At 66.9% G+C, this 15,399-nt stretch carries 12 protein-coding genes; 5 read left to right on the top strand and 7 right to left on the bottom strand.

The genetic code is table 11. The annotated features are described in order from the left end of the window. Nucleotides 1–14: 14 nt before the first annotated feature. Nucleotides 15–920: a DUF1499 domain-containing protein gene (locus tag ACZ48C_RS24825; RefSeq protein WP_464783945.1), complete on the bottom strand. Its 906-nt coding sequence runs from the start codon at nucleotides 918–920 to the stop codon at nucleotides 15–17. Between the two features lie 244 nt (nucleotides 921–1,164). Here ACZ48C_RS24825 and ACZ48C_RS24820 point away from each other — a divergent pair, with 244 nt between their 5' ends. Then, nucleotides 1,165–1,545 carry a hypothetical protein gene (locus ACZ48C_RS24820; RefSeq protein ID WP_313192290.1) on the top strand — a complete coding sequence of 127 codons (381 nt, stop codon included), beginning with the start codon at nucleotides 1,165–1,167 and terminating at the stop codon, nucleotides 1,543–1,545. Between the two features lie 62 nt (nucleotides 1,546–1,607). Then, nucleotides 1,608–1,865: a hypothetical protein gene (locus ACZ48C_RS24815; protein ID WP_245424701.1), complete on the top strand. Its 258-nt coding sequence runs from the start codon at nucleotides 1,608–1,610 to the stop codon at nucleotides 1,863–1,865. 24 nt (nucleotides 1,866–1,889) lie between these two features. Here the strand turns inward: ACZ48C_RS24815 and ppdK are convergent, their stop codons facing one another. From ppdK to ACZ48C_RS24790, 5 genes are all read right to left on the bottom strand, one after another. Beyond that, nucleotides 1,890–4,559 carry a pyruvate, phosphate dikinase gene (gene ppdK / locus ACZ48C_RS24810; RefSeq protein WP_464783313.1) on the bottom strand — a complete coding sequence of 890 codons (2,670 nt, stop codon included), beginning with the start codon at nucleotides 4,557–4,559 and terminating at the stop codon, nucleotides 1,890–1,892. A gap of 162 nt (nucleotides 4,560–4,721) precedes the next feature. Then, nucleotides 4,722–4,868 carry a hypothetical protein gene (locus ACZ48C_RS24805; RefSeq protein ID WP_318913655.1) on the bottom strand — a complete coding sequence of 49 codons (147 nt, stop codon included), beginning with the start codon at nucleotides 4,866–4,868 and terminating at the stop codon, nucleotides 4,722–4,724. A 79-nt stretch (nucleotides 4,869–4,947) separates the two neighbouring features. Beyond that, on the bottom strand, nucleotides 4,948–8,412 hold the full coding sequence (locus ACZ48C_RS24800) for an AAA family ATPase (RefSeq protein ID WP_464783312.1): 3,465 nt from the start codon (nucleotides 8,410–8,412) through the stop codon (nucleotides 4,948–4,950). A gap of 234 nt (nucleotides 8,413–8,646) precedes the next feature. After that, on the bottom strand, nucleotides 8,647–9,471 hold the full coding sequence (locus ACZ48C_RS24795) for a DsbA family protein (RefSeq protein WP_119254543.1): 825 nt from the start codon (nucleotides 9,469–9,471) through the stop codon (nucleotides 8,647–8,649). 116 nt (nucleotides 9,472–9,587) lie between these two features. Continuing rightward, nucleotides 9,588–10,094, bottom strand: coding sequence for a DUF721 domain-containing protein (locus ACZ48C_RS24790; protein WP_464783944.1), 507 nt, complete (start codon nucleotides 10,092–10,094; stop codon nucleotides 9,588–9,590). A 178-nt stretch (nucleotides 10,095–10,272) separates the two neighbouring features. Here ACZ48C_RS24790 and mutY point away from each other — a divergent pair, with 178 nt between their 5' ends. Together mutY and ACZ48C_RS24780 are read left to right on the top strand one after the other, a co-directional pair. Further along, nucleotides 10,273–11,367 carry an A/G-specific adenine glycosylase gene (gene mutY / locus ACZ48C_RS24785; protein WP_464783311.1) on the top strand — a complete coding sequence of 365 codons (1,095 nt, stop codon included), beginning with the start codon at nucleotides 10,273–10,275 and terminating at the stop codon, nucleotides 11,365–11,367. After that, entirely contained in the window at nucleotides 11,364–11,981 is a 618-nt protein-coding gene (locus ACZ48C_RS24780) for an HAD family hydrolase (RefSeq protein WP_464783310.1), read from the top strand. Before mutY ends, ACZ48C_RS24780 begins: the two co-directional genes overlap by 4 nt. A gap of 356 nt (nucleotides 11,982–12,337) precedes the next feature. On the opposite strand, the gene ACZ48C_RS24775 is transcribed toward ACZ48C_RS24780, so the two are convergent. Continuing rightward, on the bottom strand, nucleotides 12,338–13,468 hold the full coding sequence (locus ACZ48C_RS24775; protein WP_464783309.1) for a DNA methyltransferase: 1,131 nt from the start codon (nucleotides 13,466–13,468) through the stop codon (nucleotides 12,338–12,340). 234 nt (nucleotides 13,469–13,702) lie between these two features. Here ACZ48C_RS24775 and ACZ48C_RS24770 point away from each other — a divergent pair, with 234 nt between their 5' ends. Next, complete coding sequence (locus ACZ48C_RS24770) at nucleotides 13,703–15,367, top strand: vWA domain-containing protein (protein WP_464783308.1); 1,665 nt, start codon at nucleotides 13,703–13,705, stop codon at nucleotides 15,365–15,367. Nucleotides 15,368–15,399 lie beyond the last annotated feature (32 nt).

The raw sequence follows: 15,399 nt of genomic DNA, 5'->3' as shown, positions 1-15,399 counted from the left end.
TCACACGGCAGGCGCTAGTCGCCGGCGATGCCCAGCAATTCGGCATCTAGCGCCTTGAGGTAGCCTTCCACCAGATCCGCCCCGATGCCGAGGTCGTGCGGGCCGTAGCGGGAGGCAGCGCGCATGTCGACCAGCGTCGTCTCCGCTTCCTCGCGCAGGCGGATCACCACATCGAAGCGGAAGCCGAAGACGGGCGAGCGCCACTCCCCCTGCAGGAGCACGTCGCCAGCGCCGCCGATATGCGGCTTGATGGGCGTTTCCAGCGGGCGGGCTTCGGGAATGGGCACTTCGCCAAGGGCGTCGGAGTTTTGCGCCGCCTTGCTCGGATCGACCACCAGGTCCTCGAGATCGGCGAGAATATTGTCGAGCCCGTCTTCCGCGGTGATGGTGATGCCATAGGCGGCTGCGACCTTGCGCACGCCCTGATAGACGCGGTCGAGCGCGCCTTCGTAGCGCCGGCCGGAAAGAGCGGGATAGGCTTCGAGCTGGATCTCGCGGTCGCGCGGCGTCACGGCGCCGGCGCGCGGCAGCCAGTCCTGTTCGGCGGACGGCACGGCGAGCCATGGCGGAGGCGCGGCGGTATCGGTCGTCACGTCGAAGAGCGCCGGTTTGTAGAAATAGGAATAGCCGGCCGCGCCCGCGACGCCGAGCGGCAGCAGCGAAAAAAGCAGCGCGACGAGCGATGCCTTGCCGCCCCGCGCGCCGACCTGCCAGAGGCGCGCAAGGCCGAAGGCGGCCAGCAGAACGGCGACCGCCGCCATGGCGCAGGCAAAGCCGGCGAGCGCCAGGAAATGCGGCGTGGTGAGCGGGCCGAAGCGATGCGACAGTACGACGGCGACGAAGAGCATGCAGGAAAACAGCGCCAGACGCCGGGCCCAGTGCGCCGCGTGGGAAACGGGCCGTTCATACTGGATCGTGATCGCCATGGCCTCACCGGATGCTCGCGGCGCCGCTGCCGCGCTCTTTTCCTAGCGCAACAGGGCGGGATTTTCCACCGCTCCGCTGCGGCATCGTGGCTGTGACTTTCCGGCCTCGCGCGGCAAATATCCTTGCGTGCCGCAAATTTGCCACGCTCGTTAACGAGTTTTCACGAACGGGGGAATTTCATTCGATGCAGTTCCGGCGGCAGGGCCGCTTCGCTGGAATTGCGCTAGGAGCCTGACGATGTTGCCGACGCAGACAGCCGCCGACACACCTGTCGCCACCAATGCTGGCGAGCCCGCCCTCCCCCTGGAGCTTCTGGAACTGGAACTTTCGCTCGACGGCTTCACCGGCGATGCGGAAACCTTCACCGAGGCCGTGCGCAGCGCCGCCGGCCAGGTGGGCGGGGATTTCCTCTTCGAGCTGCCCGCCTCCGGCCTTGCGGAGGATTGCCTGCGGATCGCGGCGCTACGCGTGCCGAAGGGAGACGCGGGATCGCTCGAAGTGGTGTTCGCCCTGCTCGATGCGGAAGGCGCCGCGATCCGGGTCGAGAGTCCCGACGATTCGACGAAGGACCTCAAGCGCTTCGCCGACGCCTTCATCGACGTGCTCGAACGCATCTGAGGGCTTGCCGCAGCGCCCGGGCAAGCCTATCTCCATGGGGTCAACAGACCGCCGGAGGCCGCATGTCCACGATGTTTCCAAAGCTCGCCGCCCTTGCGGCCATCGCCGTCGTCATCGCCGGCTGCCAGACGGCAGAGGAAATGCGCGCGGCCGATGAGGACCGCTGCGTCTCCTACGGCTTCCGCCCCCGCACGGATGCCTTTGCGGAATGCCTGCAGCGCATCGACCTCGACCGGCGTTATGCGCTGCGGCAGGCGAGCCGCGACGCGCTCTACATGCCGCCGCCCGTCATCATCGTGCGCGACCACCGGCACCGCTGAGGCAAGCGCCGCGCTTCCCGCCGGTCAGGCCTTGCTGCCCTTGAACGCTGCCTGCGCCGCCGCCAGCCGCGCGATCGGCACGCGGAAGGGCGAGCAGGAGACGTAATCCAGCCCCGCATCCTCGCAGAAATGGATCGAGGCCGGGTCGCCGCCATGCTCGCCGCAGATGCCGAGCTTGAGGTCGTTGCGCGTGCGCCGGCCGCGCTCGGCGGCGATGCGGATAAGCTCCCCCACGCCGTCGAAATCGAGCTGGACGAACGGGTCCTGCTCGACGATGCCCTTCTGGATATAGGTCGACAGGAACGCCGAGGCGTCGTCGCGCGAGATGCCGAAGGTCGTCTGCGTCAGGTCGTTGGTGCCGAAGGAGAAGAACTCGGCCGATTCGGCGATGACATGAGCGCGAAGGGCGGCGCGCGGCAGCTCGATCATCGTGCCGGTGAGATAGGTGATCGGCACGCCGCTCTCAGTGATCACCGCCTTCGCCACCGCCTCGATGCGGGCCTTCACATAGTCCAGTTCCGCCTTGAGGCCGACGAGCGGCACCATGATCTCCGGCTCGACCGCGGCACCCGTCTTCTTCGCCGCTTCCGCCGCGGCCTCGAAGATGGCGCGGGCCTGCATCTCGGCGATCTCGGGATAGGAGATGGCGAGACGGCAGCCACGATGGCCGAGCATGGGGTTGAACTCGTGCAGCGTATCGACGCGGCGGCGCAGCACGGCCTCATCGATGGCGAGGGCGGCGGCGACCTCGGCGATCTCCTCGTCGCTCTTCGGCAGGAATTCGTGCAGCGGCGGATCGAGCAGGCGGATCGTCACCGGCAGGCCGTGCATGATCTCGAAGAGCTCGGCGAAGTCCGAGCGCTGCATGGGCAGCAGCTTGGCGAGCGCGGCCCTGCGGCCGGCCTCGTCCTCGGCAAGGATCATCTCGCGCATCACATTGATGCGACTTCCCTCGAAGAACATGTGCTCGGTGCGGCAAAGGCCGATGCCTTCCGCGCCGAAGGAGCGGGCCGCGCGGGCATCCGCCGGCGTCTCGGCATTGGTGCGCACCTTCATGCGGCGCGTGCGGTCCGCCCATTCCATGATGCGGCCGAAATCGCCGGAAAGCTCCGGCTGCAGCATCGGGATCTCGCCCTTCAGGATCTGGCCGGAGGAGCCGTCGATGGTGATGATGTCGCCCTTCCGAAGCGTCACACCCTGGGCAACCAGCATTTCGTTGCGCAGGTCGACGCGCAGCGTGCCGGCGCCGGAAACGCAGGGCGTGCCCATGCCGCGGGCCACCACCGCCGCGTGGCTGGTCATGCCGCCGCGCGTGGTGAGAATGCCTTCGGCGGCGTGCATGCCGTGAATGTCTTCCGGGCTGGTCTCGATGCGCACGAGAATGACCTTGCGGCCCTCGTCATCCGCCTTCACGGCCTCTTCCGAGGTGAAGACGATCTCGCCCGTCGCCGCGCCGGGCGAGGCCGGCAGGCCGGAGCCGATGACGTCGCGCCGCGCGCGCGGATCGATGGTCGGATGCAGGAGCTGGTCGAGCGAGGCGGGGTCGATGCGCGAGACGGCCTCGCCCTCGCTGATCAGCCCTTCCGTCGCCATGTCGACGGCGATCTTCAGCGCGGCCTTGGCCGTGCGCTTGCCCGAACGGGTCTGGAGCATCCAGAGTTTTCCCCGCTCGATGGTGAATTCGAGATCCTGCATGTCGCGGTAATGCCGCTCCAGCCGCTCGCAGATGCCGCGGAATTCGGCGAAGGCCTCCGGCATCAGCTTTTCCAGCGACGGCCGGTCGGAGCCGGAGGCAAGGCGCGCCTCTTCCGTGATGTTCTGCGGCGTGCGGATGCCGGCGACGACATCCTCGCCCTGCGCATTGACGAGGAATTCGCCGTAGAGCTTGTTCTCGCCCGTCGAGGGATTGCGCGTGAAGGCGACGCCGGTGGCCGAGGAATTGCCAAGATTGCCGAAGACCATGGCCTGGACGTTGACGGCGGTGCCCCAGACGGCGGGGATGTTGTGCAGCGTGCGGTAGGTGACGGCGCGGGCGTTCATCCAGCTTGCGAAGACGGCGCCGATGGCGCCCCAGAGCTGGACTTCCGGGTCCTGTGGGAATTCCTCGCCGAGTTCCTCCGCGATGATCTCCTTGTAGCGGGCGATGACATGCTGCCACTCGACGGCGGAGAGCTCCGTATCCTGCTCATGACCGAGCCGGCCCTTCTCGTCTTCGAGGATTTCTTCGAAGACCTCGTGGTCGAGGCCCATGACGACATCGCCATACATCTGGATGAAGCGGCGGTAGCTGTCCCAGGCAAAGCGCGCGTCGCCCGCATCGTGGCCGAGCGCCTCGACCGTATGGTCGTTGAGGCCGAGGTTCAGCACCGTGTCCATCATGCCGGGCATGGAGGCGCGGGCGCCGGAGCGCACGGAAAGCAGCAGCGGCTTCGCCGTGTCGCCGAAGGCGCGGCCGGTGATCGCCTCCATATGGCGAAGCCCCTCGCGGACCTGATCCTTCAGGCTGGCGGGCAGCGAGCGGCCGTTCTCGTAATAATGATTGCAGGCGGCGGTGACGATGGTGAGCCCCGGCGGCACCGGCAGGCCGAGATTGCACATTTCAGCAAGGTTCGCGCCCTTGCCGCCCAGCAGATTGCGGTCGCCCGCGCTGCCTTCGGCACGGCCTCCCCCGAAGGTATAGACCCACTTCTCCATCGACGCCTCCCAAATGCGTTCCCGTAATCTACAGGAACTGCATCCCTTTGAAAACGCGGTAGGATGGGAAATTTGCTGCATTGCATCAATTTTGCAACGGCAATGCAACATCACGAGAGGAGGCTATGGCCGTGCCCGTCGGGCACGGCGGCAATCGGCGGCTCAGTTCCCCTCGATGGAAAGCCCCTTGTCGTCCAGCCGGATCTCCACGCCGTCCGGCTTCTTTTCCTGCTGCCAGGCATAATAGGAAAACCCGGCCACCACGACGACGAGGGCGCCGATGATCATGTAAAGTGCGTTTCTGCTCACGTGTGATCCCCAATTGCATAGTCCCGCCGCAACGTGCGGGCGGCGGTCAACGCATTGGAAAGGCTTTTGTTCCCGGCGATCAGGAGGCTTCGCGAAGCTGCTCGGCCGTCTGCAGGTCCACCGAGACCAGCTGCGACACGCCCTGCTCGGCCATGGTGACGCCGAAGAGGCGGTTCATGCGGGCCATGGTGATGGGGTTGTGGGTGATGATGACGAAGCGGGTCTCGGTGGAGGCCGCCATCTCGTCCATCAGGTTGCAGTAGCGCTCGACATTGTGGTCGTCGAGCGGGGCGTCCACCTCGTCCAGCACGCAGATCGGCGCGGGATTGGTGAGGAAGACGGCGAAGATCAGGGCCATGGCCGTCAGCGCCTGCTCGCCGCCGGAAAGCAGCGTCATGGTCTGTGGCTTCTTGCCCGGCGGGCGGGCGAGGATTTCGAGGCCGGCGTCGAGAGGGTCGTCGCTCTCGATCAGTTGCAGCTCCGCCGTGCCGCCGCCGAAGAGGTGGGTGAAGAGGCGCTGGAACTGGACGTTGACGACATCGAAGGCGGCGAGCAGGCGCTCGCGGCCCTCGCGGTTGAGGCTCTGGATCGCCGAGCGCAGCTTGCGCACCGCCTCGATGATATCCTCGCGCTCGGCAACGAGCGCGTCGAGCTTTTCGGTGAGATCCTTCTGCTCTTCCTCGGCGCGCAGGTTCACCGCGCCAAGACGCTCGCGCTCCATCTTCAGCCGGTCCAGCTCCCGCTCGCGCTCGCGCGGATCGGGCAGCGGGGCATCGGCGGGATGGCCGGTGAGGCGCAGCGCCTCGTGCGGCGCGCAGGACAGCGCCTCGCGGATACGCGCCTCGCCCTCGACGCGGCGCTCGCGGGCGGAGACGAGACGTTCTTCCGAGCGGCCGCGCGCCTCGCGGGCTTCTGCAAGCTGCGAAAGGGCCGTCGCGGCCATGCGGTCGGCCTCGCGCTGGTGGTTCTCGGCCTCCTGGAGGGCGTCGGCGGCTTCACGGCGGGCGGCCTCGGCATTGGTGAGGCCGGTCAGGAGCTCGCGGCGCTTCTCCTCGATCTCGTCGGGGGCCTCGATGAGCTCTTCCATCTCCTCGCGCGCCTCGCCTTCGCGCTCGCGCAGGGTTGCGATATGGCTTTGCGCATTGGCGGCGCGGCTCCGCCACGTCTCGCGCTCGGCCGAGATGGACATGAGGCGGCGGCGGCGGTCGGCCATCTCGCGGGCAAGGCCGTCATGGGCGGCCCGGGCTTCGGCCAGCGTCGCCCGATCGGTCGCGACATCCATCGTATGGGTGCGCAGGCGCAGGTCGAGATCGGCGAGGTCCGGTGCGTCTTCCAGCGCGGCGCGGGCATCCTCCAGGCTTTCGGCGGCCTCCTCCACCTGCGCCTCGATCTGGGCGCGCGTTTCCGAAAGCACGGCGCGGCGGCGGATGAGGTCGCCGGAGGCGCGCTCGGCCGCTTCCAGCGCCTCGCGGGCCTCGGCCAGCGTGCGGGCGGCACCCCGCTGCGCCTCGCGCGCCGCCTGCTGGCGCTGCGTCTCGGCGCGGATCGTCTCGGTGGCACGGGCAAGGTCGGCTTCCGCCTCAGTGAGCGCGGCGCGGGCGTCTTCCAGTTCGGCTTCGAGTTCGGCGAGGCGGTTCTTCTGTTCGAGGCGAAGGGCCGCGGCGCTCGGCGCATCGGCACCGGTGACATGGCCATCCCAGCGGAAGACCGCGCCGTCGCGCGTAACGAGCCGCTGGCCCGGCTTCAGCTTCGGCAGCAGGGACAGCGCGAGCTCCACACTGGCGGCAAGGCCGATCTGGGTAAGCCGGCGGTGCAGGACTTTTGGCGCACGGACATGGGCGATCAGCGCCGGGACGCCATCTGGCAGGGCCGGATCGCCGACGGGGTCTCCCGACAGCCGCCAGTGAACGGGCGCATCCACATCCGCGGGCGAATCGAGATCGTCGCCGAGGGCGGCACCGAGCGCGGTCTCATAACCGCGGTCGACATCGACCTCCTCCACGACCGGCGCGAAGGAGCCACCGGCGGCACCGGCCTCCAGCATGCGGCGGATGGTGCGGGCTTCCGTCTCGATGCCGGCAAGCCGGGCGCGGGCGGTATCGACCGGACCGCGCAGGGCGGATTCGTTGAAGCGGGCTTCTTCCAGGGCCTCTTCGACGGCGACGAGCATGTCGCCGGCTGCCTCCAGCGCCTCTTCGGCGGACTGCACGGCGACGCGGCGCTCTTCCGGATCGGGAAGGCCCGCGATGCGGGCGTCCATCTCTTCCAGTTCGCGCGCCTGCGCGTCGAGCTGCTGGCCGAGCCGGAGATGGCGTTCGGAAAGGTCGCGGATCGCCTTTTCGAGCTGGTTGCGCACGGCCTGAGCCTCCGCCCGCTCGGCGGTGACGGCGGCAAGGGCAGCTTCGCTTTCGGCGAGTTTCGCGGCGGCCTCGCCCATCGTCTCGCGGGCCGCTTCGGCGCGTTCGTCGGCCTCGGCGAGGATTTCGCCGATCTCCTCCTCCTCCGCCGTCAGCCGTTCCAGCACGGCGGCATTATCGGCCACCATGCGCTCTTCGCGGGAAATATCCTCGGCGAGCTGGGCGAGGCGGCGGGTGAGTTCGTCGCGGCGGCGGAGCAGCCGGGCGGAATCCTCTTCGAGCTGCGCGCGGGCGATCTGCAGGCGCTGGAGAACGGCGGCGAGCTTGGCCTCGTTCTCGCGCAGTTCCGGCAGCTTCAGGCTGGCGACGGCCTGGTCCTTGGCCGCCTGCATCTGCGCATTGGCGCGCTCGGCGACGAGCGAGGTCGCCTGGTTGAGCTGGCTTTCCGCCTCGCCCTCGGCCTCCTTGGCCTGCGCCCAGCGGATATGCAGCAGCATCGCCTCGTGGCGGCGGATATCGGCCGAAAGCGCCTTGAAGCGGCTCGCCTGCCGCGACTGGCGCTTCAGGCTCTCGATCTGGCTTTCGAGCTGCGAGGTGACGTCATCGAGCCGTTCCAGATTGGTCTCGGCGGCGCGCAGGCGCAGCTCCGCCTCGTGCCGGCGGGAATGGAGGCCCGAAATGCCGGCCGCCTCTTCGAGAAGCTGGCGGCGGGCCTGGGGCTTGGCCTGGATAAGCTCGCCGATACGGCCCTGCCCCACCATGGAGGGCGAGCGGGCGCCGGTGGAGGCGTCGGCGAAGAGGAGCTGCACATCCTTGGCGCGCGCCTCCTTGCCGTTGATGCGGTAGACCGAGCCGTTCTCGCGCTCGATGCGGCGCGTGACCTGGATCTCGTCCTCGTTGTTGAAGGCGGCGGGCGCGGTGCGGTCGGAATTGTCGAGATAGAGGCCGACTTCGGCGGTGTTCCTCGCCGGGCGGTTGCCGGAGCCGGAGAAGATGACGTCGTCCATGCCGGACGCGCGCATGTTCTTGTAGGAGTTTTCCCCCATCACCCAGCGCAGCGCCTCGACGAGGTTCGACTTGCCGCAGCCGTTCGGCCCGACGACGCCGGTCAGGCCCCGCTCGATGACGAATTCGGTGGGCTCGACGAAGGACTTGAAGCCGAGGAGGCGGAGCTTGGTGAATTTCATGCGGCACCGGCAAGGGCGGGAAACCCTTCCTTCGCACGGCGAAGGATGCCCCTCACCTGCCTGCCGGCATCCTCTCCCCGTAAACGGGGCGAGGAACGATGGGCGCGCCGTTCTGCCCCTTCTCCCCGCCTGCGGGGAGAAGGTCCCGGCAGGAGGATGAGGGGTAGCACCGCCGCAAAATAAAAAGCGGGCGCACGGCTTCCGCCGTCGCCCGCCGAAAATCCGGTCGAAGGATCAGAGCATGCTGTCGATGAGGGCCGACATGGTGTCAACCGACATGTCCCCCGCGTAGCGCTTGCCGTTGATCAGGAACGTCGGCGTCGCGGCGACCCCGAATTCCTTGGCGGCACGTTCCCGTACCGCGTTCACATCATCCAGAAGTTTCTGGTTCGTCAAGCAGGCCTGGAAGCTCTCCTGTGTAAAACCGGCGAGCTTGGACATCTGCAGCAGCGCTTCGCGGCCATCCTGCGCGGCGGCCCAGGTTTCCTGCTGCTTCATCAGCATGGAAAGCATCGGGAAATACTGCGCAGCCTCGGTGAGCTTCGTCGTGTCCTGCGGGTTGCAGCGCGCCAGCATGAAGGCGGCCGCGGCACGCGGGTCGAACGGGAATTCGCGCACGATGAAACGGACCTTGCCGCTGTCGACATATTTCGTCTTGATCGCGTCGAAGGTCTTGTTGTGGAAGTCCGCGCAATGCGGGCAGGTCGTCGACATGTATTCGACGATGGTGACGGGCGCATTCGCCTCGCCAAGCGCCATGTCCGGCAGGGCGCCGGGCTTCAGCACCTCGGCCATGTCCACGCTGCCCTCGGAAGACGGGACGTCCACAGCCGCGGCGGGCGCTGCCGCCGTTTCGGTCGTTGCCGCCGTGGTCTCGTTCGACGTGCCCGAGGCGGTCGCCGGCGTCGAGCTTGCGGTCTCGCCCGTCGTCTGGCTGGTCTCGGGAGCCTTGGCGGTCTCCTTCTTCTCGTCGGAGCAGGCGGCCAGCGTCACGGCAAGCGCCGCAACGGCGGCGCCGGTCAGAAGACGCTTCATCAGGCTCATTTCGGAAAGGGACATGGTCTCTCCTGTCGGAAGGGATGTAAAATTCTTTCGCTCTCCCGTTATACCTGCTTTCGGGCGCGAACAAGCGGCGTGAAGGCCAGTAACTTCAAAGAATTGTGACCGTTCGATGATCAGCGGCGCCGGCCGAGCACGGCGGTGCCGAGGCGCTTCAGCGCCGCCTTCAGCGCCTCGCCCTCGATGCCCTCGACGAGTTCGTCGAGATGGCGGGCCGCAGCGCCGGTCAGTGGACGCGGCCGGGGCCGATGGCGCGGATGCAGTGCCACCGGCTTCTGCACGATCCTCACCTGGCTGACGGCGGGAAAGCCGAAGAAGCCGTTGATGCGCTGGATGATCTCGCCCTGCTGGTGGCTGAGGAAGAGCGCGCGCGCGCCCTCGCAGGCGATGGTCAGCACGCCCGGCTGGTGGCCGCCGCCCTCGCCCGTCATTTCCGAGGCGCGGCGCGGCCAGGCGATACGCTCCGGCCGCGTGCATTCGGCGAACTCGGCGCCGGCGATCTCTTCCCACGAGCCGAGCAGCATCGTGTTGATGCCGGCGCGCTTGGCCAGCACGGGATCGATGAGGTCGTTGGCGACCTCGCTGATCTGGACGACACCGCGTCTCGACTGGCGTGCGGGCATTTTCGCGTTCACGGCCTACCCCTTACGGGAAAATATTCCTGTTCTCGCCCGCAGGATGCCTTGAACATCGCGGACCACTCGGCCAGTTATAGAGCAATTCCAGCAGAAATGTGCAGCGGTTTTGCGCGCGCCGCCCTGTCAGGCTATAGAAGCGCCCCGATCCCGTTTCAGGCAGACCATGACCCAATCCCACCGGACCGCGGCGCCCGCCGACCTGCTTCTCGCCTGGTACGACCGGCACCACCGCGATCTGCCGTGGCGCGTCAGCCCGCCGATGGCGGCGCGGGGGATTGCGCCCGATCCCTACCGCATCTGGCTTTCCGAGGTCATGCTGCAGCAGACCACGGTGCAGGCGGTCAAATCCTATTTCGCGCTCTTCACCACGCGCTGGCCGACGGTGACGGACCTCGCGAAGGCCGACAACGAGGACGTGATGAAGTCCTGGGCCGGCCTCGGCTATTACGCCCGCGCCCGCAACCTCAAGAAATGCGCCGAAGCCGTCGCCTTCGAGCATGGCGGGGTCTTTCCCGACACGGAAGAGGGATTGAAGGCCCTGCCCGGCATCGGCGACTATACGGCGGCGGCCATCGCCGCCATCGCCTTCAACCGGAGGAGCGCGGTGCTCGACGGCAATGTCGAGCGCGTCGTCTCGCGCCTTCACGCCATCGAGACGCCGCTTCCGGCGGCAAAGCCGGAAATGCGCGCGCTGGTGGCCGAAATGACGCCGGAGGACCGGCCGGGCGACTTCGCCCAGGCGATGATGGACCTCGGCGCGACGATCTGCACGCCGCGCCGCCCGGCCTGCGCGCTCTGTCCGTTCAACGCGGACTGCCGGGTGCTGGGGCGCGATGACCCCGAGCTCTATCCGCGCAAGGCGGCGAAGAAGGAAAAGCCCGTCCGGCTCGGCGCGGCCTTCGTCGCCGAGGACGAGACCGGCGCCGTCTTCCTGCGCAAGCGGGCGGAAAGCGGCCTCCTCGGCGGGATGACGGAAGTGCCGGGCAGCGCCTGGACGGCGCGGATCGACGGAAAGACCGATATCTCCGCCGCGCCCTTTTCGGCGGACTGGCAGGCCTGCGGCGCCGTCGCCCATGTCTTCACGCATTTCGAGTTGCGCCTCAGCGTCTACCGCTGCGTGGTTCTGCGGGATGCGCAGGCGGGCGCGGGATGGTGGCAGCCGAAGGAAACGCTCGACGGCGAGGCACTGCCGACCGTCATGAAGAAGGCCATCACGCAAGCCATACCGGACGCATTTCAAAAAAAGAGGAAAGCATGAGCAGCATCGAAATTCGCCACATCGTCTTCGACATCGGCCGGGTGCTGATCCACTACGATCCGCATATCCCCTTCGCGCGGCTGATCCCCGACGAAGCGGAGCGTAACTGGTTCTTCGCCAATGTCTGCACGCACGACTGGAACCTGGAGCAGGACCGCGGGCGCCGGTGGGAGGATGCCGAGGCGCTGCTGATCGAGGAGCATCCCGAGCGCGTCGAGCATATCCGCGCCTTCCGCAAGCACTGGCACGAGATGGTCTCGCCCGCCTATGTGGAGAGCGTTGCGATCCTGGAGACGCTGATCTCACAGGGACGCGACGTCACCATGCTGACCAATTTCGCCGCCGACACCTTCAAGGAGGCGCGAAAGATGTATCCCTTCCTCGACAAGCCGCGCGGCGTCACCGTCTCGGGCGAGATCGGGCTCATCAAGCCGGATCTTGCGATCTACGAGAAGCACAGCCGCGACTTCGGCCTTTCGCCCGCCCATACGCTCTTCATCGACGATGTGCCGGCCAATGCCGAGGGCGCGCGCATGGCGGGCTGGAACGCCGTGCTGTTCACCGGTGCTGAAAAGCTGAAGAGCGACCTTGCCGCGCACGGCATCGCGCTCTGATCCGGCCACATGCGGCCCGAAACCGAAACGCCCGGAGCCGCAAGGCTCCGGGCGTTTTCGCATTTCCGGGACTGAAGGTACAAAAACCGGAAAAGCGATATCCGGCCGGTTGATCGGCCTCGGCTTTCGCAACGATTTCCGTTGCTTGGCCTGATGTGTTTGCCGGATCACAGTAAGCGGGCGATGGTTAACATCGTTTGAACGCGGCACCGTAAATGTGCGCGCAGGAGGAAAGTACAACGCTTTTGTCGGCAGCCCGGATGAGGGCTGCAGCGCCGATCACAAAAGCCACAGCCCCCGGTGCAGGGAACACCGGAGGCCGCAGCTGGAGAAAGGGTCGTAGAACGTCAGCTGGTCTATTCGAGGCCGGCCATGCCGGAGCGCACGACGGCGCGTAGCGCGTCGATCGGCTTCAGCTCCGCACCATCGGCATAGTGCCAGAAGGTCCAGCCGTTGCAGGCGTCGAGCCCCTGCACCTTGGCGCCGACGCGGTGGATGGAGCCGGCGTCGCTGCCCGAGGCGAGCGTGCCGTCGGCGCGCACGATGGCGCTGTGGCGGCGGCGGGCATCCGTAAGCACCGTGCCGGGCTGGAGAAGGCCGCTTTCGAGGAGCGTGTTGAAGGCGACGCGCGGTTCGGCCTTCTTGCCGCTCATCACGGAAAGGGTGCCGGAGCCGAGCGGCTCGACCGCGTCAATGCGCGCGCGGGCCGCATCGATATAGCTCTGCTCGCGCTCGATGCCGACGAAATGACGGCCGAGGCGCTTGGCGACGGCACCGGTCGTGCCGGAGCCGAAGAAGGGATCGAGCACCACGTCGCCGGGCTTGGAGGAGGCCATGAGGATGCGGGCGAGCAGCGCTTCCGGCTTCTGCGTCGGATGCACCTTCTTGCCGTCCGCGTCCTTCAGGCGTTCGCCGCCGTTGCAGATCGGGAACAGCCAGTCGGAGCGCATCTGCACGTCGTCGTTGGCGGCCTTCATGGCGTCGTAGTTGAAGGTGTAGCCCTTGGCCTTCGGGTCGCGGGTCGCCCAGATCATCGTCTCATGCGCGTTCTGGAACCGGCGGCCCTTGAAGTTGGGCATCGGGTTGGTCTTGCGCCAGACGATGTCGTTGAGGATCCAGAAATTGAGATCCTGCAGCGTCGCGCCGACGCGGAAGATGTTGTGGTAGGAGCCGATGACCCAGATCGTGCCCGAGGGCTTCAGCACGCGGCGGCAGGCGAGCAGCCAGGCGCGGGTGAAGGCGTCGTAGGCCTCGAAGGACGCGAACTGGTCCCACTCGTCGTCGCAGGCGTCGACCAGCGACTGGTCGGGACGGTGCAGCGCGCCGCCGAGCTGGAGGTTGTACGGCGGATCGGCGAAGATGACGTCGACGGACTGGTCCGGCAGCGCTTCGAGCGCGGCAACGCAGTCGCCCTTGATGATCGTGTCGAGCCAGCCGCTCTTGCGGGGCGAACGGGAGACGTCTGCAAGCGAAAGAACAGATGGCATTTTTTACTCGCTGATACGCTAACTCGGAACGGAACTTGATGGTGCTTATGGTTACCGAAGATGGTTACCAAAGACTGAAGGGTTTGGAGAAAAAGCGAAAACCGTTTCGCAAGGGATCGCGGCGCCGAATTCAAGAGACCGCGAATAGACGCCCCTTCCCGCACGTTTCCCTGACAATGCCGCCGCCTGGCCGAGGGGACCGGCCGGTTTTTCCGGCAAACGAGGAGGACGACCGTGCGATTGAGAGCCGTTTTCATGCTTCTGGCGGGGCTGTTTGCCGCCAGCGGGGCGCTCGCCGCCGACAAGACGATGATCGTGCTCGATGCCTCTGGCTCCATGTGGGGCCAGATCGGCGGGCGCAGCAAGATCGAGATCGCCCGCGAGACGCTCAGCTCGGTGCTGAAGTCCGTGCCGACAGGCACAGAGCTCGGGCTGATGGTCTACGGTCATCGTGAAAAAGGCTCTTGCAGCGATATCGAGCTGGCCGTGCCGCCGGCCGCAGGCACCGAAAACGCCATCACCGCCTTCGTCAACGGCCTCAACCCGAAGGGCAAGACGCCGCTCACGCAGTCCGTCGAACAGGCCGCCGACATCCTCAAATATACCGAGGAGAAGGCGACGGTGGTTCTCGTGACGGACGGGCTGGAGACCTGCGAGGCCGATCCCTGCGCCCTCGCCTCGGCGCTCGAAAGCAAGGGCGTCGACTTCACCACCCACGTCGTGGGCTTCGGCCTGACGGAGGAGGAAGGCAAGCAGGTCGCCTGCCTTGCGGAAAATACCGGCGGCAAATATTTCCAGGCATCGGATGCCGGCCAGCTTGTCGCCGCGCTGACGGAAACGGTAGCGGAAGCGCCGATGTCGAAGCCGGAGCCGGAAGTGGTCGAGACCACGCCGGAGCCGGCCGTGGAATTCAACACCGCGGCCGACAGCGTGCTTTCGGAAGGTGGGCCGTCGCTCGGCGACAATGATGACGTCCACTGGCTGATCTACAATGCCGGTGCCGACGGCAAGCCGGCCGGCGACTATATCGACAGCCAGTACAAGGGCGCCTATTCCGGCAGCTACCCGCCCGGAAAATACATCGCCGTCGTGACGCTGCAGAGCGCGATCGAACGGCAGGTTCCCTTCGAGGTGAAGGCCGGCGAAGTGGCAAAGCCCTTCGTGAACTTCGATTCCGGGCATGTGACCGTCACCGCCCGGCGCACGCCGACCGACGCCGAGCCCGATTCGAACGGCGCGATCCAGGTCTCCTTCGGCAGCTATTCCAGCACCTATTACGGCACGGCGAAATTCTACGCTCCCGCCGGCGAGGTGAAGCTGCAAGGCACCATCGGCCCCTCCAAGGTGGAGGAAACCGTCGCGGTGAAGGCCGGCGAGGAGATCGCGCGCGACCTCGTCATCGGCGCGGGCATCGTCCTCAACAAGGCGGTCTATGCGGAAGGCGGGCCGGAGGTCGATTCCGGCAATGTCTTCTTCGAGATCGTGGCGCCGGAAAAGGCGATCGACGGCAGCCGCAAGAGCGTCGCCTACGGCTACGGCACCGGCACGAAGCTCGACATTCCGGCTGGCGACCATGTGCTGACGGCCAAGCTCGGCTCGGCGACGGGGGAAATCCCCTTCACCGTCAAGGCCGGCGAGATGAAGGAAGTCGTCGTCAACATCAATGCCGGGGTTCTGGCGATCACCGCGCCGGGGGCCAGTTCCATCGAGATTCTCAGCGCCGCGAAGGACATCCAGGGCAACCGCAAGTCCGTGTCGATCAATTACGGCACGGAATGGCAGGACACGGTGCCGCCCGGGGACTACATCGTCGCGGTGAAATACGAGGGCGACGTCGCGCCCAAGGAAGCGAAGGCGACCGTCAAGGCCGGCGAGCGGGCCGAGGTGACGGTGCAGTGATCCGAAAGACGATGCGGCCCGCCATATGCGGA

This window comes from Shinella sp. 1A1, assembly GCF_055379515.1.
This window is presented reverse-complemented; position numbering and strand designations above follow the sequence as displayed.